This is a genomic window from Sphingomonas guangdongensis, from assembly GCF_900199185.1.
In the GTDB taxonomy this organism is placed as follows: domain Bacteria; phylum Pseudomonadota; class Alphaproteobacteria; order Sphingomonadales; family Sphingomonadaceae; genus Sphingomonas; species Sphingomonas guangdongensis.
The window spans coordinates 286,665-309,019 of the sequence record NZ_OBMI01000003.1 but is presented as its reverse complement, the minus strand read 5'-3'; the positions used below and the strand labels follow the sequence as shown (position 1 = coordinate 309,019).

At 70.8% G+C, this 22,355-nt stretch carries 21 protein-coding genes and 1 tRNA gene; 3 read left to right on the top strand and 19 right to left on the bottom strand.

Features of this window, described 5'->3' with window-relative positions:
* Positions 1–54: 54 nt before the first annotated feature.
* The 12 genes from CRO12_RS13480 to CRO12_RS13425 form a co-directional block, all read right to left on the bottom strand.
* Positions 55–1,935: an XrtA/PEP-CTERM system amidotransferase gene (locus tag CRO12_RS13480; RefSeq protein WP_097064592.1), complete on the bottom strand. Its 1,881-nt coding sequence runs from the start codon at positions 1,933–1,935 to the stop codon at positions 55–57.
* Positions 1,935–3,455 carry an exosortase A gene (gene xrtA, locus CRO12_RS13475; protein WP_097064591.1) on the bottom strand — a complete coding sequence of 507 codons (1,521 nt, stop codon included), beginning with the start codon at positions 3,453–3,455 and terminating at the stop codon, positions 1,935–1,937. Before xrtA ends, CRO12_RS13480 begins: the two co-directional genes overlap by 1 nt.
* The gene (locus CRO12_RS13470; RefSeq protein WP_097064590.1) at positions 3,452–4,657 is read right to left on the bottom strand and encodes a TIGR03087 family PEP-CTERM/XrtA system glycosyltransferase; all 1,206 of its coding nucleotides are present in this window, start codon (positions 4,655–4,657) and stop codon (positions 3,452–3,454) included. The genes xrtA and CRO12_RS13470 overlap by 4 nt, the downstream gene beginning before the upstream one ends.
* Entirely contained in the window at positions 4,658–5,722 is a 1,065-nt protein-coding gene (locus CRO12_RS13465) for a FemAB family XrtA/PEP-CTERM system-associated protein (protein WP_097064589.1), read from the bottom strand. It lies immediately after the preceding gene.
* The gene (locus CRO12_RS13460) at positions 5,719–6,558 is read right to left on the bottom strand and encodes an XrtA system polysaccharide deacetylase (protein ID WP_097064588.1); all 840 of its coding nucleotides are present in this window, start codon (positions 6,556–6,558) and stop codon (positions 5,719–5,721) included. The genes CRO12_RS13465 and CRO12_RS13460 overlap by 4 nt, the downstream gene beginning before the upstream one ends.
* A gap of 9 nt (positions 6,559–6,567) precedes the next feature.
* Positions 6,568–7,707, bottom strand: coding sequence for an ExeA family protein (locus tag CRO12_RS13455; protein ID WP_097064587.1), 1,140 nt, complete (start codon positions 7,705–7,707; stop codon positions 6,568–6,570).
* Positions 7,708–7,745: 38 nt separating this feature from the next.
* Positions 7,746–9,362: a hypothetical protein gene (locus CRO12_RS13450; protein ID WP_097064586.1), complete on the bottom strand. Its 1,617-nt coding sequence runs from the start codon at positions 9,360–9,362 to the stop codon at positions 7,746–7,748.
* Positions 9,359–10,273 (bottom strand): P-loop NTPase family protein, encoded by a 915-nt coding sequence (locus tag CRO12_RS13445; protein ID WP_097064585.1) that lies wholly within the window; start codon positions 10,271–10,273, stop codon positions 9,359–9,361. Before CRO12_RS13445 ends, CRO12_RS13450 begins: the two co-directional genes overlap by 4 nt.
* 7 nt (positions 10,274–10,280) lie before the next feature.
* Positions 10,281–11,831: an XrtA system polysaccharide chain length determinant gene (locus CRO12_RS13440; protein WP_097064584.1), complete on the bottom strand. Its 1,551-nt coding sequence runs from the start codon at positions 11,829–11,831 to the stop codon at positions 10,281–10,283.
* Positions 11,832–11,833: 2 nt separating this feature from the next.
* Positions 11,834–12,475, bottom strand: coding sequence for an XrtA/PEP-CTERM system exopolysaccharide export protein (locus CRO12_RS13435; protein ID WP_097064583.1), 642 nt, complete (start codon positions 12,473–12,475; stop codon positions 11,834–11,836).
* A 124-nt stretch (positions 12,476–12,599) separates the two neighbouring features.
* A complete protein-coding gene (locus tag CRO12_RS13430) occupies positions 12,600–13,802 on the bottom strand; it encodes a pyridoxal-dependent decarboxylase, exosortase A system-associated (protein WP_097064582.1) in 1,203 nt (400 codons plus the stop codon).
* Positions 13,799–15,286 (bottom strand): AMP-binding protein, encoded by a 1,488-nt coding sequence (locus CRO12_RS13425; protein WP_097065069.1) that lies wholly within the window; start codon positions 15,284–15,286, stop codon positions 13,799–13,801. The genes CRO12_RS13430 and CRO12_RS13425 overlap by 4 nt, the downstream gene beginning before the upstream one ends.
* A gap of 94 nt (positions 15,287–15,380) precedes the next feature.
* Between CRO12_RS13425 and CRO12_RS13420 the strand changes: the two genes are divergently transcribed.
* Genes CRO12_RS13420 through CRO12_RS13410 form a run of 3 tightly spaced genes read left to right on the top strand, consistent with a single transcriptional unit; the run spans position 15,381 to position 17,067 of the window.
* Positions 15,381–15,653, top strand: coding sequence for an acyl carrier protein (locus CRO12_RS13420; RefSeq protein WP_097064581.1), 273 nt, complete (start codon positions 15,381–15,383; stop codon positions 15,651–15,653).
* Positions 15,650–16,291: an alpha/beta hydrolase family protein gene (locus CRO12_RS13415; RefSeq protein WP_097064580.1), complete on the top strand. Its 642-nt coding sequence runs from the start codon at positions 15,650–15,652 to the stop codon at positions 16,289–16,291. Before CRO12_RS13420 ends, CRO12_RS13415 begins: the two co-directional genes overlap by 4 nt.
* Positions 16,288–17,067 (top strand): hydrolase 1, exosortase A system-associated, encoded by a 780-nt coding sequence (locus CRO12_RS13410; protein ID WP_097064579.1) that lies wholly within the window; start codon positions 16,288–16,290, stop codon positions 17,065–17,067. The genes CRO12_RS13415 and CRO12_RS13410 overlap by 4 nt, the downstream gene beginning before the upstream one ends.
* 18 nt (positions 17,068–17,085) lie before the next feature.
* Here the strand turns inward: CRO12_RS13410 and trxB are convergent, their stop codons facing one another.
* The 7 genes from trxB to CRO12_RS13375 form a co-directional block, all read right to left on the bottom strand.
* Complete coding sequence (trxB, locus tag CRO12_RS13405) at positions 17,086–18,054, bottom strand: thioredoxin-disulfide reductase (protein WP_097064578.1); 969 nt, start codon at positions 18,052–18,054, stop codon at positions 17,086–17,088.
* A 22-nt stretch (positions 18,055–18,076) separates the two neighbouring features.
* Positions 18,077–18,859 carry an enoyl-CoA hydratase-related protein gene (locus tag CRO12_RS13400; protein ID WP_097064577.1) on the bottom strand — a complete coding sequence of 261 codons (783 nt, stop codon included), beginning with the start codon at positions 18,857–18,859 and terminating at the stop codon, positions 18,077–18,079.
* A 41-nt stretch (positions 18,860–18,900) separates the two neighbouring features.
* Positions 18,901–18,977 (bottom strand) — tRNA-Met (locus CRO12_RS13395).
* Positions 18,978–19,020: 43 nt separating this feature from the next.
* Positions 19,021–19,566, bottom strand: coding sequence for a 2'-5' RNA ligase family protein (locus CRO12_RS13390; protein ID WP_097065068.1), 546 nt, complete (start codon positions 19,564–19,566; stop codon positions 19,021–19,023).
* The gene (locus CRO12_RS13385) at positions 19,524–20,660 is read right to left on the bottom strand and encodes a glycoside hydrolase family 130 protein (RefSeq protein ID WP_097064576.1); all 1,137 of its coding nucleotides are present in this window, start codon (positions 20,658–20,660) and stop codon (positions 19,524–19,526) included. Before CRO12_RS13385 ends, CRO12_RS13390 begins: the two co-directional genes overlap by 43 nt.
* Positions 20,657–21,418 carry an SDR family oxidoreductase gene (locus CRO12_RS13380; RefSeq protein WP_097064575.1) on the bottom strand — a complete coding sequence of 254 codons (762 nt, stop codon included), beginning with the start codon at positions 21,416–21,418 and terminating at the stop codon, positions 20,657–20,659. Before CRO12_RS13380 ends, CRO12_RS13385 begins: the two co-directional genes overlap by 4 nt.
* A 34-nt stretch (positions 21,419–21,452) precedes the next feature.
* On the bottom strand, positions 21,453–22,349 hold the full coding sequence (locus tag CRO12_RS13375; RefSeq protein WP_097064574.1) for an alpha/beta fold hydrolase: 897 nt from the start codon (positions 22,347–22,349) through the stop codon (positions 21,453–21,455).
* Between the last annotated feature and the right edge of the window lie 6 nt (positions 22,350–22,355).

The window sequence follows — 22,355 nt, the reverse complement described above, 5'->3', positions numbered from 1 at the left end:
CGCCGATCCGCTCCCAGGTCAACGTGCTTCGACAGGCTCAGCACGAATGGTTGGTCAGGCGAACAGCCGCGCCAGGCTCCGCTCCAGCATCGTGAGCTGCCACAGTGTCCGCCCGTGATCCGACCGGCCGCTGCGGTGGTCGTCGGCGAGCCGGGTGAGTTCGGCCCGCACGAACCAGTCGCCGAGCACCGGTGACTTCGCAAGCGCCGCCGCGTCGTCGGCGAGCGCCCCGCGAAACCAGGCGGAAATCGGGGTCACGAACCCCATCTTGGGGCGGTAGAGCACCTCGCGCGGCAGCCACGGCTGCAGCGCCTTTTTCATCAGCCACTTGCCCTGCCCGCCCCGGATTCGCACGCCGTCAGGCAGCGTGGCGGCGAACTCCAGCAGCCGGTGGTCGAGCAGCGGCTCGCGTGCTTCGAGGCTGACGGCCATGCTGGTCCGGTCGACCTTGGTCAGGATGTCGCCGGGCAGCCAGTGGTGCAGATCGGCGTATTGCGCCGCGTCGAGCGCGGTGCGCGCGGGCGCAGCCCGCATCGTCGCGACCATCGCGTCCTCACCACGGTGTCCGGCAAGCATGCGACGGAAATAATCGGTGTAGAGCCGCGCCCGCCCGCTCGCGCTGGTGACACCGACCGCCGCCGCATAAGCCTCGGCACCGTCGGCGGCCAACGCCAGCAGCGTCGACTTCGCGCGGAGCGGCCGCGGTGCCCAGTCTGCCTTCGGATAGGCGCGCCCGAGCGCTCCGAACACGCGACCGCGCAGATCGCCGGGCAGCAAGCCGCGGACCCGCTCCTCCGCCGCGTGGAAGCGGTAGCGACGATAGCCCGCGAGCGCCTCATCGGCGCCGTCGCCGGACAGCGCGACCGTCACCTCCTCCCGCGCGAGGGCACAGACTTGGTAAGTGGCGAGTGCGGAGGCGTCGGCGAATGGCTCATCGAACGCGTGAACAAGCTCGTCGATGAGCGCGACGTCGTCGCTGCGCACGATCCGCTCGCGGTGGTCGGTCGCGAACCGCTCCGCGACCATCCGGGCATAGCGTGTCTCGTCGTGGTCCGCCTCGGCGAACCCGATTGAGCAGGTCTTGACCGCACGCGCGGACGTCTCCGCCATCAGGGCCACCACCGCCGAGCTGTCGACCCCACCCGACAGGAAAGCGCCGAGCGGCACGTCGGCTACCATGCGCGAGGTGACGGCGGCGCGCATCCGCTCGACAAGTTCCGCCTCCAGGTCGCGGACCGACCCGGTCGCGCGCTGCGAGAAGTCGATGTCCCACCAGCGGCGCGGCGCCGGTACGGACTTGCCGCGCTCCAACACGAGCAGGCTGCTGGCGGAAAGCTTCTGCACGCCCGCGACGATGCAGGCGTGGTCGGGCACATAGCCCAGCGCCATGAAGTCCTCGATCGCGCGCGGATCGACCTCACGGCGGACGAGCGGATGGGCAAGCAGGCCCTTCAGTTCGGACGCGAACGCGACCCCGCCGTCGGAGAGCTCGACATAGTGGAGCGGCTTGACCCCCAACCGGTCGCGAACCAGCACCAGCCGGCCGGCGTCGGCATCGTGGATTGCGAAGGCGAACATGCCGACCAGCCGATCGAGCAGCTTTTCACCCCACACGCGCCAGCCCTGCAGCAGCACCTCCGTGTCGCCGCTGGTGGTGAACCGCGCGCCGGCGCGCTCCAGCTCGGTGCGGAGCTCCGCGAAATTGTAGATCTCACCGTTGAAGACGATCGAGTGCGCGCCCGCATGCATCGGCTGCGGCGATCCGGCGACGTCGATGATGGAGAGGCGGCGGTGGCCGAGGCCGACACCCGGCGCCGTCCATATCCCCTCTCCATCCGGACCGCGGTGCGCGAGCGCGCGGGTCATCGCCGCGACCCGCTGAGGATCCACGGCGCGCGGCGTGGCGGGGTAGAAGACCCCCGCGATCCCGCACATCAGCGCGCGTCCGCGACGCGCGCGGCGATCCGCTCCGGCCCGCCCGCGGCGGCGAGGAAGGCGGCGATGGCAGTGGCGGCACGCGGTCCCTCGGCCGACAGGTGGAGCGCGACGGCGCGCTGCTGGCCGCCCAGCACCTTGGCCTTCAACGTCTCGATCTTCACGCGCTGCTCGCTGGCGGTGGTCACTCCGGCCAACCGATACCAAGTCACGACCGTTCGCACCACCGGCCCGGGCACGGTGATCCGCTCGGCCCGGCCGCCGGCAAGCGGCGCTTCGTCGGACACTTTCACCCAGCGATCGTTCTCACGCAGCACGCCCTGACCGAAGGCGATCAGCTCACGGCCCTCGCGCTGCCCCGCATAGACCGCGACCGCCACATCGACGCGGGCGCCCGCCTGGTCGCCGTAGCGGCCGAACAGCTGATGGTCGGCGGTCGGGTAATAGGGTGTCCAGGGTACCGTGCGGCTGGTCTCGACGCGGGCCCAGCCGGGTACCGCCGGCAGGTACAGTTGCGTGGGCAGCGCGTCGGCGCGCGCAACGGTGAGGACGCCGGCGGCAAAGGCGATGGTGGCGACGCCGATGACGCCGCCGCTCGCCGTCCAGCCGTCAATCGTGCCGTGGACCGGCCGGGCGAGCGCCGCCACGTCGATCCACGCGGCGTCAGGATCGCGGTCGAACCAGCGCCAGCCGATCGCCAACACCGCCGCCATCACGCCCCCAAAGAAGATCCAGCCGTAGACGATGTGGTCGAACCCGGTCGCGGCCTCGACGGAGGTGAGGTGCGCGGCGTAGATGGTGCCGAACGCGCGCAGGCCGTTGGCGATCACCGGCACGATCAGCGCGGCAGCCATGAACAGGGCCCGACGCCGCCACGACACAAAGCAGACGTTGGCGACGAGTGTGCCGTAGGCGAGCATGGCGATGACGAACTTAGCGCCCGAGCACGCCTCGGCGACCTCGAAGTAGCCATTGGGAATGGTCAGCAGCACGCCGTCGACCGCGACCGGCACGTCGACGACGTGCAGCAGCGGCACGATCATCGCGACCGTTACGGACTGGAGCGGCCCTTCCAGCCACTCGCCGAACGGGACGAGGAACACCATCCAGGCGAGCGGGAAAAGCAGCGCGTGGGCGACCTGCCATCCGAGCACGGCAGCGACCGCGCCCTGCAGCATGACTACGAGCCCCAGGTGCCGCGCGCCGGCGACCCCGGCGACCTCCCCCAGCCACCACCCAGCCGCGCCCGCCGCGACCAGGCCGAGCCCGGGCCACCAGCCCGCCGGAACGAGCCGCCGCACCTCGGCCCCGCGCTGCCAGACCAGCCAGGCGATGACCGGCGGCACGAACAGGCAGTGTCCGAACGTCGTCGAATTCCAATAGATGAAGGCGAGGTCGGCGACGTCGCGGTGGAACAGCACCAGCAGCGCCGTCCACGCGGCCGCGAGCAGCGCGAGCGCAGTGCTCCACCCGGCGCCGCGCGCCGCGTCGAAGTGGCCGGCGGGGTACACGGCAGTCATCCCGTGCGGACCCACTCGCCTGCGTCCTCAAGGCCCAGCAGAGCGTCCAGACCGGCGAGGCGTGCGGACCAGCCGTAGCGCGCCTGCACCCGGGCACGCGCCGCCCGGCCGAGCGTGACGGCGCGCACCGGATCGCTGAGCAGTCCGCTCACCGCCTGCGCGAACGCCTGTTCGCTATCGGCGACACACAGCGTCCCGGCGTGGTCGATCCCCTCAGCGGCGCCAGGCGTCGCGACGACCGGTCGCGCCATCGCCATCGCCTCCAGCACCTTGTTCTGGATGCCGCGCGCGATCCGCAGCGGCGCCACCGCGACCGACGCCGCCTTCAGCCAGCCGCGCACGTCCGCAACCTCGCCCGTCACGGTCACGCCGGGCCGCTCGCCGAGCGCCCGCACCTCCGCGACAGGCGCGCGACCGACGATCGCGAAACTGGCGGTCGGCTGGCGCGCGCGGATCAGCGGCAGCACGTCGTTGGCGAACCACGAAACCGCCGCGACGTTCGGGGCATAGTCCATCTGGCCGGTGAAGACGATCAGCGGCTCGGCAGCCGGCACCTCCTCCACCGCGACGACGGGATCGAAGAAGGCGGTATCGATCCCGTTCTCCACCACTTGAATGTTGCCGGTACCGCCGATTGAGCGGAACAGCTGTGCCTCCGCCGCGCTCACGAACAGACTGGCATCGGCACCGGCGGCGACGCCGCGATCGAAGGCGCCGAGCAGCCGCTCCTCGCGCGCGTAGAGCCAGCGGCCCGCCGGCCCGGCGGCGCGCGCGTACTCGCCGAATTTCACCGAGTCCACGTCGCAGAAGTCCATGACCGTGCGCGGTCGCGGGCCGTGCGGCAGATACTGTGCCATCGCGCTCGAGTAGACGTAGACCGCGTCGATCGGCCGCTCGGCGAGCACCCGCGCGACCGCACGGGCAATCGCGGCATCGGCGAAGGCGGCAACCGACACGGATCGGCCGCTCGCCAGCGCCTCGACCGCCGCGCGCGGCCGCGACTTGGTGCGCGTGACCAGCGTGTGCGACGCTGCCATCGCGGTCAGGTCAGGGTGATCCGCCTCGCCCGCTTCATCGACAAAGGCGACCAGATGCACCCGGTGGCGAGCGGCGAGGTGCCTTACGACATGATAGGCCCGGATGCGATCGCCGCGGTCGGGCGGGAACGGTGCACGATGCGCCAGAAACAGGACCTCGCCCACTCAGCCGAGCCCGCGCGCGATGAACGGGCCGAGGAAGGTGGCGATCGGGAGCGGCAGCCGCTTCCACAGCGCGATCTTGCGCGCATAACGTGGATCGAGCGGATTCACCTGGCGCGGCGCAGCGCCATCCTCGGTGCGTACGTGATAGGCGAGCGGCACGCCCTCGAACCCCCAATTGCGCTTGAAGGCCGCCGCTCCCGTGCCGACCTTCGACCGGCCGAAGTCGAAGCGGGCGCAGCCGCGCGCCCGCGCGTGGTTCATCAGCGCATAGTACATCGCGTCGTTCGCGCGCGCGCCGCGCGCCGCCGCCGTACCGCCGCCCCAGTAGGGATAGACCGTCCCACGCCAGTAGAGGCTGATCACGCTCGCGAGCGCGACACCGCCCTGCCGTACCGTCAGGATATCGGCGTCACCCGCGAACGCGTCGAGCACGGCGGCGAACAGCTGGCGGGGAAAGACGGGGGTGCCGAGATTGTGGACCGACTCGGCGTAGACCCGGTAGTGGGCCGCACGGTCGAGCGGAGTAACGCCGGTCGTGACCGTCAAGTCGTTGGCGAACGAGCGCCGCACCTCCGCCCGCTGCTTGCGCGGGATGGCAGCGAGCTGCGCCTCGTCATCGGGGGCGAGCGGACGAACGAAGCCGAGGTAGCTCACCGCGTCGGTATGGAAGGCTGCGTCGGGCGACGCTCCACCGCGCAGCTCGAGCGAAGTGACACCCTCCGCCTCCGCGAAGCGCCAGGCGGCCGCGGCAAGCGCGCGGGCCGCACCGGCATCGTCGGCGAGCACGCCCCCGCCAACGCCGAAACCCGCCGACACCAGCGCCGCGCCGAACAGCGGGGAGCGCACCAGCGTCAGCGGGAGAACGCCCGCGATCGCCCCATCCCCGCGCTCTGCCACCAGAAAATGGGAGCGCTGGCCGCAGCCCTCGGCCACCGCCGCGCTCCAGGCCGGAAGGTGGAAGGGGGTACCGTCGGCGTGTGCCTCGACATAGGCCGCGACTGCAGTATCGTCGTCAGAGCCCGCTTGCCGCACGGCTACCGGGCGCTCCAGCAGCGGCGCGTTCACGAAAGCGACCGCGCGGCCCCGGCGACCACCTGGTCGACGCGGCTCCAGTCGTGTTCCCGCACCAGCCTGTCGAGCTTCCCCGCCATGGCGCCTAGCCTCGCATAGTGACGCACGCGCGAGCGCAACGGCGCCGCGCGGACGCGCGGCTGGCCGGGATCGACCTCCCACGGGTGGAAGTAGAAGACCGCGGCGGCGCCCGCGGCATTGCTCGCCCGGATAGCACGCGCGGTGAAGACGCTCGGCAGCAACCGGAAGAAGCCGCCGCCGGCGGTCACGGTCTTGCCCAGGACCGGCATGGTGGTGACGGGCAGCTCGATCAGCTCGGCGCCCGCGACCGGGCGATACGGGGTTCGCGGCGCCTCTGCCCAGCCGTAATGATCGTGGGTGAGCGGCGCGACGCTGGAGGAGTAGGCATAGCCCTCCTCCGCGAGAACGGCGTGCGCCCAGGGCGTGCGTGCGTCGATCGAGAAGCTCGGCGCGCGGTAGCCTGTGATCGCAACGCCGCCCGCGTCCTCGAGCGCAAAGCGCGCGCGGCGCAGGTCGTCGCGAAACGTCTCTGCATCCATGGTGAAGACGCGCTGGTGGTCCCAGCCGTGGCTCGCGACCTCGTGGCCGGCGGCGGCGATGCGCCGGATCAGGGCTGGGCAGCGATCGGCCACCCAACCGAGCGTGAAGAAGGTGCCGGTGACGCCGGCCGCGGCGAACAGGTCGAGCACGCGATCGGTGTTGCTTTCCACCCGGCTTTCGAGACCCGCCCAGTCGTCACGCCGGATCGTGCGCTCGAACGCGCCGACCTGGAACCATTCCTCGACGTCCACGGACAGCGCGTTGCGCATGACGGGGGCTCAGGCGACCGACTGGCGCAGGCTCGCGCTGTCCGGACGGGCACCGCCCTCCACCCAGTCGACCATCAGCGTGAGCACGCGGCGCAGCGCCGCGTCCTGCTCGTCCATGCGCTGCTCGATCGCCGCCAGCCGGCGGGCGAGGTCCAGGTCGATGACGCTCACGGGCGCGGTCGCCTCTGCGATCGCCTCCTCCACCGCCTGCTCGAGCATCGCGGTCTCGATCACCGGCGGCTCGTCGGAGATGGTCGACTGCTCGGCTTCCGCTGTGATGTCCTCGACGGCCGCGGGCTCGGCCGCCTCGATCGGCCAGACCGGAACGGGCCGCGGCGCCGCATCGCCGTCCAAGTCGGCGATCACCGACGCGACATGGTCGGCGGTGAACAGCTCGACCTCTTCGATCGCGCCGAGCAGCAGCACGCGCGCGGCAAGCTGGTTCACCCGCCGCGGAATGCCGCCGGACCAGTCGTTGATCGCCGCGACGGCATCGGCGCCGAACCGCGGCGTACCCGTCCAGCCGACCACCGACAGGCGGTGCGTAAGGTACGGGTCGAGCTCGTTCGCCGCCATCGGCCCCAGATGGTGCATCGCGATCACGCGCTGGCGGAGCTGCTCCAGCCGGGTATCGTGGAGCAGGTCGCGGAACTCGGGCTGACCGAGCAGAAAGATCTGCAGCAGCGCGTGGCCGGCGGCCTGGAAGTTGGAGAGCATGCGCAACTCCTCGAGGCTCGCGACGGGCAGCGCCTGCGCCTCGTCGACGATCAGCAGCGTGCGTCGTCCGGCGCGTGCGACGGCGTGGAGCCCGCGCTCGATCGCCTGGAGCATGACCGCCTTGGTCATGCCGGTCGCGTCGACGTCGAGGCCGGCGCAGACCGTGCGCAGCAGTTCCTCCGCCTCGATCTGGGTCGAGACGATCTTGACGATGTGCATCCGCTCGCGATCGATCGTGTCGGTCAGGTGACCGACCAGCGTGGTCTTGCCCGCGCCGATGTCGCCGGTGATGACGATGAAGCCCTCACCTTGAGCCAGACCGTAGCCGAGATAGGCCATCGCCTTGCGGTGAGTCGCCGATTCGAACCAGAAACGCGGATCGGGCGTCAGCTGGAACGGGCGTCCGCTCAGTCGGTAATGGTCTTCGTACATGGTCTCGCTCCTGCGCGCCCGTATGGCCCGCAAATGGTTCAGAAAGAGTAGCGCATGCCCAGCAGCGCCTGACCCGACACGTCGCTGATCCCGTCCTGGTCGAAGGCGTAGACGCCGAGCGACGCGGTCGCGCCAAACCGGCCGAAGCTGTAGCTGTACGAGCCGTTGGCGCCGCCGCCGAGCACGTCGGGTGCGTAGATCACGCCGCTGTCGAAATAATTGGCGTAGACGTCGAGCGCGATGCTGGAGCGGCCGTCGAGCGTTCGGGTCGCGAACAGCTGGCCGTAATAGCCCTCGTCCGTCACGCCGTAGAGGAACTGCCCGGGGCTGAGCGGCGGAAGGAGGTAGCGGCGATTGAAGTAGCCAGCGCCGAGCCCAAAGGTGTAGGCACCGCGCGTCGCCGAGAACACGCCGTCGACGCCCCGCGCACGGAAGTTCGCCGTGCTGATCGCGCCAAGCAGCGGGTTGAGGCAGCCGCCCGCCGATCCGCCGGCCGCGCTGCCGGCGCCGGTGCCGAACACGCAGCCGCTGAACTGGTCGGAGAAGGGATCGGGCCGGGTCGCGAAGCTGGTCGGCAGCGCCGAGATCGCGTCGCGCAGCCCGCGGCCGAAGCTCTGGACGCCGTTGTAGACGCCGATCTGAAGGCCTGAGTTCGCCGACACCTGCCAGCTGAGCGAGCCGGTGTAGATCGTCGTGTCGTAGCGCTGGCCGACTCGTGCCTCCAGCGTGGTACGTGGGCTCGGACGCCACACGACGCCCGCGTCCCAGATCAGCCCGTCGGTCTGATAGGCGAGACGCACCGGAGAAGCTGGATCGGTGACGAAACGGCCGGAACCGTCCGTCACCGGCTGACCGGTCGCGTCGACCAGCGCGTCGCGCTGCGTGATCTCGATCTTCTCGTAGCCGACGCCGCCGACCAGCGCGAGCTGACCGGTAATCGGCTGCACCACGTCGGCGCGACCGAAATAGCCGTCGTAGCGCTGGTCGAGCTGGCTCCCCTCCTCACGGGTCCACGCGCCGCTGACCGTAAGGCCGAACGGCGCGACCGCGCCCGCGCGCACGCCGTAGGAGGCCATGGCGAGGTGGCTGGTGGAATCGTCGTAATAGTCGATCGGCACCTGGTCGGGGCCGAGCCCCAGCAGTCCAGGCTCCTCGACCTTGGTGTAGCCGAAGCGATAGGCGGCGTTGAGCGTGCCGGGGCCGACGTGGGTAGCGAGCGTCGGGCCGACATAGGCGGCGTAGAGCTGGCTGGTATTGCCGACGTTGCCCGCGAGATTGCCGGGCAGCGCGCCGCGGATGTCGCTGCGCGCGCGGGTGGCGAGCGCCCCGCCCTCCAGGTTCAGCCCGTAGCCGAGCCGGAGCGCACCGCGCGCGAGGCCGGAGTGGATGCTGTCCTCGACCAGCGGGTCGTCCCACGCGAAGCGGTGCTCGTAGCGGTAGCTGACCTGCACCTCGACGCGCTGGGTCTGGACGGAGGCATCCAGCCCGGCGGCGACGCTGGTGTAGGTCAGCACGTCGCTGCCCGGGCCGTCCAGGTCGGCGGTGACCACCTGGCTGACCTCGATATACGGCGTGATGTCGCGGCGGCGCTGCGCGTCGGCGGGCACGGCGACGACGCCGGCGGTGAGTGCGCCGAGGATCAGGTATGGCTTCATGCCGCCTGCTCCTGCCCGTAGTAGCTGCCGAACCGGCGGCCGCCGGGTTCGAAGGCGACGGCGTTAAGCACCAGCTGCACCTGGTCGCACCCGTCGAGCAGCGCGACGGCCGCGCGCAGGTCGCTTTCCACCGTCACGTCGGCCCGCACCACGAGGAGCACCTGGCCGACGTGTCCGGCCAGCACGGCCGCGGGCGACGCGGCGAGCGCGGGCGGCGAATCGAACACCAGGATGCGGCGCGGATCGGCCGCCGACAGCGATTGCAGCACCTGCGCCGCGCGCGCGCTGCCGAGCAGCTCCGTGTCGCTGTGCGAGCGCGTGCCCGCCGGCAGTATCGACAGGTGCGGCACGTCGGTCGGAAGGATCAGGTCCTCGACATCGAGCGCGTTGCCGCGGATCGCATCGAGCAGCCCGGGACCTCGCGCCTCCACGCCGAGGGTTGCGAGGACGTCGGGCTTGGCGAAGTCCGCGTCGACCAGCACGATCTCCCGGTCCGGTTCGGCGGCGAGCGAGAGCGCGAGATTGATGGCGCAGAACGTCTTGCCGTCGTCCGGCTTTGCCGAGCAGACCAGGATAGCCCGCGCCTTGCCAGCGTCGGCGATCGTCCCGGCGGTGAGCAGAAGCTGCCGCTTGATCAGTCGGAACTCCTCGGCGAGCGAGGTCACCGCGGCACCCGGCACGATCATGCCGCTTTCCGCCAGCAGCGTACGGTCGATCGTAACCGCGTGGCGGAGCGGCGCGCCGAACGGCGGTAGCGGATCAACCAGGTCCAGGACCGGCACGGCGCGTTGCGGTGCCGCGGCGGCAGGCACCGGATCGACCTGCACCGGCGGAGCAGGTGCGAACTCCCACCGCGCGGCGGCGCGTTCCAGCAGGCTGCCGGTGAAGGCTCGGGGCGTTTCGTCGTTCATCTGGGCCTCACGCAACCATGCCGCGCTGGAAGAATTCGAGCCCGAGCAGCAGCGCCCAGGCGACGCCGAGCGCGCCGGCCGCGCCGGCGAACTGGCGGAACCGCTTGGCCCGGAGCGCGAGCTGTGCAGCGCTCACCGCCTCGCCGATCGAGCCGATCACGGGCATGCCGCTCGCCCGCTCCAGCCGCGCGGCGGTCGGGAAGGTCGAGCGAAGCTGGCTCAGTGCCCAGGCCGCCCCGATGCCGCCGCACAGCCCGACGATCAGCACGCCGGTCAGGAACATCGGGCGGTTGGGTGCGATCGGGCTGCGCGGGCTGGTCGGGGGATCGATGACGCTGAACTTGACGGCGTCGGTCTGGGTCTGGACCTGGTTCTGCAGCTTCACCTGCTCGCGGTCGGCCAGCAGCTTGTCGTACTGGTCCTTCAGCACGCGGTAGTCGCGGTCGATCGCGCTCTGCTCGGCCGCTGCACCCGGCGACTGCGCGACCTTCGCCTCGAACCCGTTCAGGTCCGAGATAATCTGGCCCTTGCGCTGCTGAAGCGCCGCGACCTGCGCGGCCTTGTCGGCCTGCATCGACCTCAGCGACAGGTAGAGCGGGTTGGGCGATCCGCCCGCGCCGCCACCGCCGACCAGCGGCTCGCCGCGGGCGGCGGCCTGCGCTGCGTTCAGCTGATTCTTGAGCGCGATCACGTCCGGGTGGCTGTCGGTCCAGCCGCGACCGCGTGCCTCCGCGATCTGGCCCTGGATCGCCGCGACCCGCGCGCGGGCCGGCCCCGCGCTCGGGCCTGCGCCCGCCGCGCCGGCGATCGTCGCGCTGGTGCCCGCCATCTGGCCGTTGACTGCCGCCAGGCTTGACTGCGCGGCCGCGAGATCGCTGTCGATCTGGGCGAGCTGGGTACGCGCGGCGCTCATCCGCTCCTCCAGCGGGCCGGTGCCGGGCAGCGAGCCGAGGAAGCGCGTTTCGAAGTCGGCGCGCTTGGCCTCCGCGTCCTGGAGCTGGCGCTGACGCACCTCGAGCTGGCCGTCGAGGAACTGGAGCGACTGGGTGCTGGAGTCGCGCTTCTCGGCGAGGTTGTCCTCGACGAACACGTCGATCAGCTTCTGCACGACCTGCTTCGCGAGCGCGGCGTTCGCCGCATCGGACGCGCCGGCGTTGGCGATCGTCGCGGACAGCTCGAACAGATTGTCCTGGGTCGAGGTGATCTTGATCGCCTTCTGGAGTGCGGCGACCCGGTCGGCGACGTCGCGCTCGGTCTGGACGCTCTGCGCGATGTCGGTCCCGCGGACGACCTTCTGCAGGTTAACCGAGCTGGTCAGCGTCTGGCGGATGCGATCGATGTCCTTGGCCTGCTCAGCCTGGGTGACCCCGGTCTGGGTCGGCAGAACGTTGCGCAGCTGAACGAACACGCGGGCGCGCGATTCATACTGGTTGGGGATCTGCGACACGACCAGCCACCCGGCTAGGCAAAGCGCCCAGGCGACCGCCAGCGCGATCCAGCGGCGGAGCCACACCGCGTGGAGCGCCACGCGCAGCTCGTCGAACAATCCGCTGCCCATCGTCAGAACATGCTTTCCGGGATGATGATGACGTCGCCCGGCTCCAGCCGGACGTTGGCGGCGGGATCGCCGTCCTTCAGCAGGCGGTTGAGCTTGACCGCGTACTCGCGCTGCTTGCCGGTATCCCGGTCGAAGCGGACCAGCCGCGCGCGGTTGCCGGCGGCGAACTCGCTGAGGCCGCCGACCGCGATCATCGCGTCGAGCAGCGTCATGTTGGCGCGGTACGGCAGCGATGCCGGCTTCTCCGTCGCGCCGACGATCCGGACCTGCTGGCTGTAGGTGCCGGAGAAGTTCTCCACGATGACGGAGACGATCGGCTCCTTGATATACTCGCCGAGCGCGAGCTTCAGGTCGTCGGCGAGCATCGCGGGGGTCTTGCCGACGGCGGGCATGTCGCTGATCAGCGGCGTGGTGATGCGGCCGTCGGGGCGGACCTGCACCTTGGCCGAGAGCTCCGGGTTGCGCCACACGAAGACCTGGAGCTGATCGAGCGGGCCGATCACATACTCCTCGCCGGGGCCCTCCTTAGCCTGGACGAAGGCGGCGGGCGGCAGCTCCTGGCGGCCGCCGCTCGCGCAGCCGGTCACCAGCGCGGCAACCGCCCCGGCGGTGAGAAAGGTTGTGGCGGTTCGACCCGAACGCATTCGCATGATCTCCGACTCGCGTGCGGGAGACGGCGGCCCCTGTTCCGTCGAACAGCGCCACTCCCGCCAAGTTACGGGTCGATATCGAGCGAAAAGGTGAAGATAGGGTTAGGTGTGATCCAGGTTAGATCAGGATTTCCGCCGGTTTCGGATGGCCGAGGAAGTCGTGGGGACTGGCGGACAACCCATAGGCACCGGCGAGGAACACGGCGATGAGGTCACCGACGTCGGCATGCGGCAGGCTGATCCGGTCGGCGAGGCGGTCGAGCGGGGTGCACAAGGGTCCGACCACCGACACTACTTCGGTACCCGCACTGCCGATGTCGCGGGCGAGTGCCACGGGGTAGTTACGGCGTACGACGGTGCCGAAGTTGCCGGTCGCGGCAAGCTGGTGATGGAGCCCGCCATCGCACACCAGAAAGGTCTCGCCGCCGCTTTCCTTTCGGTCAACGACGCGGGTCAGGTACACGCCCGGCTCCGCCACCAGCCAGCGGCCAAGTTCGATCGCGTAGGCCTGGGTTGCGCCTTCGATCACATCCGCCAAGGCGGCGCCGACCGCGGTTACGTCTACCGGCGTGTCACCCGCAAAGTACGGCACACCGAACCCGCCGCCAAGATTGATGAGGGGCGGTTGATGCCCCGCCTCCTCCATCAGCTGCTCGGCTAGCTGCACCGTAGCGGCCTGCGTCTCTATAATGGCGGCGGTATCCAGCGACTGGCTGCCGGCAAAGATGTGAAAGCCGCGCCAGTCCGCCCCGGCCGCGACCAGCTGGCGAACAAGCGCGGGCACGCGCACCGCGTCGACCCCGAACGGCGACGGTCGCCCGCCCATCTTCATGCCCGATCCCTTGAGCTCGAACGACGGGTTCACGCGTACCGCCAGCCGCGGCACGACCCCGAGCCGATCGGCGATGGTCAGAGCGCGTGCGGCCTCGCCCTCGCTTTCCAGGTTAAGCGTCGCGCCGGCGCGGATCGCCGCCTCCAGCTCCGCATCACGCTTGCCGGGACCGGCGAAGCTGATGTGCGCCGCGTCCTTCACCGCCAGCGCCTTCTCCAGCTCGCCGGCCGAGGCGACGTCCAAGCCGCCGACCCGCGGCGCAACGCGGGCGAGCAGCGGCGGGAACGGATTGGCCTTGATCGCGAAGTGGATCTCGACCGCGGCCGGCAGTGCTGCGCGCAGCGTCGCGATCCGCCTCTCCACCTGCGCGGCATCGTAGAGGAACAGTGGCGAGCCGTGCTCGGTCACCCAGTCCTCCGCGCTGCGCCCGGCGATGGTGAGCGTGCCTGGGGTCGCAAACGCGGGCGGGATCGGGCCGGTCGGCTTCATGCGAGTTCTGTCCTGAGTGCGGCGCGGTCGAGCTTGCCGTTGGCATTGCACGGCAGGGTGTCGCGCCACTCGAAGCGCTGCGGCTGCATGAAGCTCGGCAGGTCGCGGCGCAGCCGGATGCGCACGGCTTCCTCCGCCGAGCCGTCGCCCGCCGCGACGACGACGATCGCCTGGCCGAGCCGCGGGTCCGGCACGCCGAACGCCGCCGCCTCGCGGACCTCGCCGCCCGCCAGCACCGCTTCCTCGATCTCGGTCGGGCTGATGCGGTTGCCCGCCGACTTGATCATCTCGTCGTCACGACCGACGAAGCGGAGCAGTCCGTCCGCCCCCTCCACCACCGTGTCCCCGGACCAGACCGCGGTGCCGCCGCTCCGCGACCAGGCGGGCGCCGGACGGAACCGCACGGCGGTGCGCGCGGCGTCCTGCCAATATCCTTTTGCGACGAGCGGTCCCGCGTGGACCAACTCGCCCGACTCGCCCGGTGCGGCACACGCGCCGTCCGCGCGCACCACCATGACCTCCGCGAACGGGACCGCGCGGCCGATCGCATCGGGGTGCGCGTCGACCAGATCGGGCGAAAGGTAGGTCGACCGAAACGCCTCCGTCAGGCCGTACATGGGGTAGAGGTCGGCCGCCGGGAACCTGCCCCGGAGTTCACCGACCAGTCGCGGCGTCAGCGCGCCGCCCGAGTTGGTGAGCCGCCGCAGCCTGCTCGCGGTTTCCGCCGGCCACTCCGCCTCAAGCAACTGCACCCAGAGCGGCGGCACGCCGGCGATCGTGGTGACGCCGTGCCGCCCGACGGCCTTCACTACGTCGCGAGCGGTCAGATAATCGAGCGGGATCACGCGCGCCCCCGCCGCCCAGGTCGAGAACAGCTGGTTCTGGCCGTAGTCGAAAGAGAGCGGCAGCACGCCGAGCACGCGGTCGCCAGGCGTGATCGCCAGATAGTGCGCGACGCTGATCGCGCCGAGCCACAGGTTGGCGTGGCTGAGCATCACGCCCTTGGGCTTGCCGGTCGATCCGGACGTGTAGAGGATGGCGGCGAGCGCATCAGCATCGGCTACCGAGCGGGGCAGCGCATCGCCCTCGCCTGCCGCCTGGTGAACCGTGACGCCCGCAGGCACGTCGCCCGCTTCCAGCGTCGCCGCCCGCGCGGGCTGGGTCAGCATCGCCGCCGCGCCGCTGTCGGCCAGGATGTGCGCGACCTGCGCGCGCTTCAGCACCGGACTGATGGGTACGTGCACCAGCCCGGCGCGCGGGGCGGCCAGCGGCAGGAGGCAGGCCTCCCGCGTCTTCGGCAGCCAGCTCGCGACCCGTGCGCCCGCCGGCAACCGCATGGCCGCGAGCCAGCCGGCAAGCCGCGCGACGGCGTGCTCCGCCTCGCCAAAGGTCAGCGCGCCGCCGCGATCCTCCAGCGCGACCGCGTCGGCCACCCCGCGCAGCACGTGATCGATCGGCTGGGGAACGGGGTCGAGCGGCACCATCGACGGCATCTTAACTCCTCCGGGCGCAAGCTTGGCAAGCATCGCCGCAGCCAGTAACGGCGGGCACCTTTACCAAAGGTTGGGGGGAATAACGTTGCTGCCCGATGGCGCACCCGAAGTGATCGAGACGGTTCGTGCGGTTCTGCGCGACGTGCTCGGCATCAGCGCCGAGCGCGCCGCCGCCTTCCGCGAGGAGACGCCGCTGTTCGGCGCGCTGCCGGAGCTCGACTCAATGGCGGTCGCCGGCGTCCTGACCGAGCTGGAGGACCGGCTCGGCATCCTGATCGAAGATGATGACGTCGACGGCGACACGCTGGAGACGTTCGGCGCGCTTACCCGCTTCGCGCAAGCCAAGGCGCTCGGTTGATCGGCCACTTCGACTGGGCTGGCGGGCGCGAGGCGATGCTCCGCCTAGGCCCGGATGCCGGCGCGGTCGTGATTGTCGCCCTCCCGGCGTTCGAGGAGGCGAACCGAACCCGCACCTTTGCCGTTACCGTCATGCGCGCGCTCGCCACCGGCGGAATCGGGAGCGTGCTGCCCGACCTGCCGGGCACCAACGACAGCCTGATGAGGACGGAGGACGCGACGCTCGCGGGCTGGCGCGCGGCCTTTGCCGCCGCGGCCCGCGCGACCGGAGCACGCTGGTCGGTCGCGATCCGATCGGGCGCGCTGATCGACGCCGAGGCGGAACTGGCGGGGCGCTGGCAACTGGCGCCGCAGGATGGCGCGGGGCTCTGCAGGGAACTTGATAGATTGCGGCAGGCAGGAAGCGGGGCAAGCGATGACACGGTGGAGATCGCCGGCAACCGCGTGTCCGGCGCGCTGCTGGACGAGCTTCGCCCAGCCGTGCCTTCGACCGCGCGTGTTGTCCGACTCGCTAGCGATGCGCAGCCGGCCGACCTGAAGCTCGACGGACCGCCGCTGTGGCGCCGCGCGGAGCCGGACAATGATCCCGGCTTTGCCGCGGTACTGGCGCGCGACATTGCCGCGTGGATCGGTGGATGAGGCGCGTTCTTGAGATCACGTGTGAAAGCGACACGATCGTCGCCACGCTGGACGAAGCCGCGAGCAGCACCGGGCTGCTGATCGTGTCCGGCGGCAACGAGATCCGGGCCGGCGCACACCGCGGCATGGCCCTGCTGGCGGCCGACCTCGCGGCGCAGGGTGTTCCTGTCCTCCGCTACGATCGTCGCGGGATCGGCGACTCGACCGGCGAGAACCGCGGGTTCGAGGAGAGCGCCGCCGACATCGCGGCGGCGGCCGCGGCCCTGCGCGCGACGGGGGTGACGCGTGTCGTCGCGTTCGGCAACTGCGACGCGGCCAGCGCGCTAGCGCTGTTCCATGCCGCGGCCGGCCTCGACGCGCTGGTGCTCGCCAACCCGTGGACGGGCAACAGCGGCAGCGGCGACCTGCCGCAGGCTGCGGCGATCAGAGCCCGCTACGCCGAGCGGCTGCGCGACCCACGGGAGTGGCTGCGCCTGCTCGGCGGCGGCGTGAACCTGCGCAAGCTCGCGGGCGGGCTGCTGAAGGTGGTGAAGCCAACGTCCGCGGAAGGGCTGGTCGAGCGCATGGCGGACGCGCTGCGTGCGTCGGGGATTCCGGCGACGTTTCTGCTCGCGACCCGCGACAACACGGCGGTGGCATTCCGGGCAGCGTGGAAGGCCGGCAGCCCCGGCAAAATCGTCGAGTTGACGTCGAGCAGCCACAGCTTTGCCGGCGCGGCTGACAAGACTTGGCTGGGAGAGCGACTACTTGAGGCGGTAAAGCTCCCCTTTCTATAAGGAAGGGGAGAGCGGGCCCTACTCCGCCGCTTCCGCTACTTCGGCGAACTCCTCCGCCTGCAGGAACCGCTCGGCATCGAGCGCGGCCATGCAGCCGGTGCCGGCCGCGGTCACTGCCTGCCGATAGACCTTGTCCATCACGTCGCCGCACGCGAACACGCCCGCGACGCTGGTCCGGGTCGAGCCGGTCTCGACCGCTATGTAGCCGTCCTCGTCGAGCTTCAGGTGCCCGCGGAACAGCTCAGTCGCGGGATGGTGGCCGATCGCGACGAAGCCGCCGTCGACCTCCAGCGTCGAGAGCTCCCCGGTCACCGTGTCCTTCAGCTCGATCCCGACCAGCCCCTCCGGCGTGCCTCCGCCGAGGAAGCGGTGCACTTCCTTGTTCCACAGCGTCGAGATCTTCTCGCTCGCGAACAAACGCTGCTGGAGGATCCGCTCCGCCCGCAGCGTGTCGCGGCGGTGGATGAGCGTCACGTCGTCGGAGTGGTTGGTGAGGTATAGCGCCTCCTCGACCGCGGTGTTGCCGCCGCCGATCACCGCCACCTTCTTGCCGCGGTAGAAGAAGCCGTCGCAAGTCGCGCAGGCGCTGACGCCCTTGCCCTTCAGCAGCTCCTCCGAGTCGAGACCCAGCCACTTAGCCTGCGCACCGGTCGCGATCACCAGCACGTCGCCCTCGTACACGTCGCCGCCGTCGCCGTAGAGCCGGAACGGCCGGCGGGTCAGGTCGACCTTCACGACCGTGTCCCACATCATCCGCGTGCCGACATGCTCGGCCTGTGCCTGCATCTCGCCCATCAGCCACGGGCCCTGGATCACCTCGCGAAAGCCAGGGTAATTCTCGACATCGGTGGTGGTCATCAGCTGGCCGCCGGGCTGGATGCCCTGAACGACGATCGGCTCCAAGCCCGCGCGCGCGCCGTAGATGGCAGCGGACAGACCCGCCGGGCCGGAGCCCAGGATCAGCATCTTGGTGGTGTGGATGGTCATGGCAGGCATGATGTAGACATTTTCACGCGCCGCGGAAGATGGGCGCGCGCTTCTCCAGAAAGGCGCTCCCGCCCTCCAGCGCATCGGCGGTGCCGCGCGCCCGGCGCTGGTCGCCCGCCTCGCGGTTCAGCGCCTCGACGTAGCTACTGTCGAGCGCGTGGGCGATCCCGCGGCGGATCAGCCCCATTGCGACGGTCGCTCCGGCAGCGAGCCGGGTCGCGAGCGCCAGGCCCGCGTCGTCCAGCTCCGCGTCGGCCACCAGCGTGTGGATCAGCCCCCACTCCAGCGCGCGTGCGGCCGGCACCCGCTCGCCCAGCAGCATCATTTCGAGCGCGCGGGCGCGGCCGATCAGGCGCGGCAGCACCCAGCTCGCGCCACCGTCGGGGACCAGACCGATGTTGACGAACGCCTGGAGGAAGTAGGCCGTGTCGCTCGCGACGCACAGGTCGGCGGCGAGCGCCAGGCTGCACCCTATCCCCGCCGCCGCACCGCGCACCGCGCTCACCACGGGCACGGGCAGCTCGGACAGGGCGTGGAGTGCGGGATTGTAGTGCTCGGTCAGCGCCCGGTGCGTCGCCTCGCCCGGATCCCCTGCGAGCAGCGCTCCCGCGCCGACGTCCGCCCCTGAGCAGAAGGCGCGACCCGCCCCGGCCAGCAACACCGCACGCGCGCCGTCCAGGTGCGCGAGTCCGTGCCGAAGCTCGTCAAACATCAGCGTCGGCGCGGCATTCAGCCGGTCTGGCCGATTAAGGGTCAGCACCAGCACGTCGCCGCGCCGCTCTGCCAGGATCGTCTCGTAAGTCATGCGGGGGGCATAGTCCGGCGGTCCGCCCGCGACTAGGTGCCTGGTAGCGGAGGAGGGACTTGAACCCCCGACACGCGGATTATGATTCCGCTGCTCTAACCAGCTGAGCTACTCCGCCCCGAGAGGCAAGGCGCGCCCAATAGGTCGGGCGTCCCGGGCGGTCAAGCGAACATGTGGCGCGACAGCGGCTCCCAGGGGCCGCCGCGGTACCACCAGGCGGCGAGCCCGGCGATGCTCAAGGGGCGGCGGGTGAAGCCGGCGCTCAGCTCGGCGAGCAGCGCGCGGGCGGCGGCGGGCTCGACCTTGTTCTGGATGGTGACGTGGGGGCGCCAGCCGGCCCGGTCCTGCGGCGTGAGCAGCGGCGCGAAGGCATCGGCCAGCTCGGCGCGGATCGCCTCCAGCTCCGGCGACTCGACACCGTAGGCCACACCGCGACCGAGATTGCGTAGGCTGCCGATCCACGCGCGCGGGGGCGGCTGATTCCGGGTCAGTTCGGACAGGCGGCGCTTCAGCTCCGCGCCCACGTCAGGCGGCAGATGGTGAAAGAGCGTCAGGTGCGCGTCGAGGACGTTGCGCTCCGGCGGAAAATGCGCCCGGCGCGCGGCATTGAGCCAGGCGGCGTCCTCCGCGCCGAACAGCGCGGAGACGATGATCGGCGCGGGCGTCAGAGCCCGAACGCCGACTTGGGCACGTGCGTGATCCGGCAGGCGAGGTCCGCCTCGCCGCTCGCCACGATGAAATGATCGCCCGCATCGACGATCCCGGTCGTGAACACGACGTTGTCGAGGTACATGAGGTCGCGCAGCGTCTCGGTGAGCGCCGCGGCCGGCTCCAGCAAGGCGGCATGCTCGGTCGCGACGGTCGTCGCCGGATCGTCGAGGTCGAGGAGCGACCAGTAGGTGCGATAGACACCGACCACGCCCGACGGCTCCACCCCGTGCCACAGCGTCAGCCAGCCGCGCGGCGTCCGGATCGGTGGCGCGCCGCCGCCCATGCGCGCCGTGGAGACCGTCGCCGCATGGGGCCGGATGCCCGGGCGATCGTGCGGCTTCCAGTGCAGCGCGTCCGGCGAGGTGGCGAGGTTGATCGATGGTCCCGCGCGCCACTCCGCGCCCGGCGGATAGGCGAAGTAGAGGTCGCCGAGCGGCCGGGTCTGTGCCCAGTAGCGGCCGTCCACCTGCCCCTCAAAGATCAGCATGTCCTTGTTCTGGTGATCGAGGACGATGCCCTCCAGCGTCCATTCGACAGCGTCGGTCGAGCTGTAGAGCGTGGTGGAGTGCCGTTCCGGGCTGACCGAGCAGGTCGTCATCAGCCAGCGGTCGCCGACGCGGCTGATCCGCGCATCCTCCACCCCGTAGCACTGATAGCTCGCCTGCGGCACGATCGCTCGGTCGTAGTGGACGGCGACGACGTCGAGCCCGTCGGGGGTCAGCTCGACCGGGAGGAGCCAGCTGAGCGAGGTGAGCGCCATCACCTTCCACCCGCCGCCCCGCATCAGGAACTTGCGCGGGTCGGACGTGTCGACATGCTCGAGCGGCCAGGCGTCGAGCAGGTAGCGGCCGGGATTGCCCGCCTCCCCTTCCTCCCAGCGGATGGTGTGGATGTGCCCGCCCGACATCGGCTTGCGAAGCGCCTCCGCCACCCGCACCATCAGCAGCAGGTTGCCGCTCGGCAGCCGGGTCATGCCTGGGTTGAACGCACCGAGGACGTAGGTCTCTGCCTCGATGTGCCCGCGAAGGGGCGAGCGGGCGAGATCTACGTCCGCCGGCGTGAAGACGAGGCGGTCGACCGCGAACGTCACTCGTCGCCCTGCGCGCGCGGCACGATGGTCAGCTGCTGCACCACCGCGCGGCGTGGCTGGGTGAGCAGGTAATGGACGCCGACCCCGATGTCCTCGGCCCGCAGCATCGTTTCCTCGCCGATCATCTTGCGCTGCTCCGCGTCCGAGATGTCGGGGAGCTGCATGTCCGCGCCGGTCTTGCCCGGCTCGACCAGCGACACCTTGATGTCCTTCTCGCCCAGCTCGCGACGGAGCGCCTCGGCAAAACCCGCGATCCCGGCCTTGATCCCGGCGTAGACGGTGGAGCCGGGCCCGAGCACATGGGCGCTGACCGATCCGATCAGGACGATGTCGCCGGGGGCGCCGTCGAAGTGCTGGATCGCGGCGTGTGCCGACATGACATAGGCCGTGAAGTCGACCGCGACCGCGTAGCGGACGTCCTCCGCCGACATGGTGCTGAGCCCCTCGGCGGCGATCGCGGCGTTCACCACCACGATGTCGAGCCCGCCGAGCGCGGCGGTTGCCTCGGCGAAGATCCGGTCGACCGCGCCCTCCTCGCCCAGGTCGACGACGGTACCGGAGCCAGTGCCCACCTCCGCGACGCGCGTCAGCGCATCCTGGAGATGCTCAGCGGTGCGGCCGCAGATGTGAACCGCGGCACCCTCGCTTGCCAGCAGCACGGCGATCGCCCGCCCGATGCCGGTCGTGCCCCCGGTCACCAAGACACGCTTGCCCGCGAGGCTGGTCACCTTGGTATGGGCGTCGGACAGATCGGTCATGCGGCACTCCCTCAGCTTGCCGCGACTGAAGGTTTCAGGCCGGGGTCGGTTCCCTCGCAATCGCCGCCAGCAGGCGATCGAGCCCGGGCTGCACCTCTGGCTCGTCGAGCGTCGGAGCGTGGCCGACATCGGGCACGGTGACGAGCTCGGCGCGGCTGCCGAGGCGCAGCAGCATCTGCTCCGCCGTCGCGTGGGAAAGGATGTCGGAGCGGGCGCCGCGCACCAGCAGCACCGGCCGCCCGGCGAGATGGTAGAGCGTACGCCACAGGTCGGGCCCGGCCTCGTTCCCCGGCACCCGGAACGGCTCGGCGATCTTCATGTCATAGTCGAGCACGACCCGCCCGGCCGAGTTCAGCCGGTAGAGCCGCTTGGCCATGGCGAGCCAATCCTCGATCCCGTAGCGTGGGTAGACATCGCCGTGCGCCTCCGCGAGCGCGCGCGCGGCGTGCATCCAGGTCGGATGCCAGACGTTGCGACCGACATAGCCGCGGATGCGGGCGAGGCCGCCGGGCTCGATCGCCGGGCCGATGTCGTTCAGGACCGCGCCCGCAACGCGGTGACGGCCAGCGGCGGCGAGCAGCATGGTGACGATCCCGCCGAGCGACGTTCCCACTGCCACGAAGCGGCGGACGCCCAGATCGTCGAGCAACCGCTGCACGTCGGTGACATAGGTCCCGGGCACGTAGCTAAGCGGATCGCGCGCGGCGGCACTGCCGCCCCGCCCGCGCAAATTGACCGCGATCACGTGCCAGTCGGGCACCAGCCGCCGGGCAAGCGCGTCATAATCGCGCGCGTTCCGCGTCAACCCGGGCAGGCAGACGACCGGCGGGCGTCCCTCGGCACCGCCGCCGTAGTCGCGGTAGTGAAGGCGCACGCCGTCGGCGCTTTCCCAATAGCGGTCCTCGAAAGCGGGATTGCGCCGGTCACCCATCGCCAC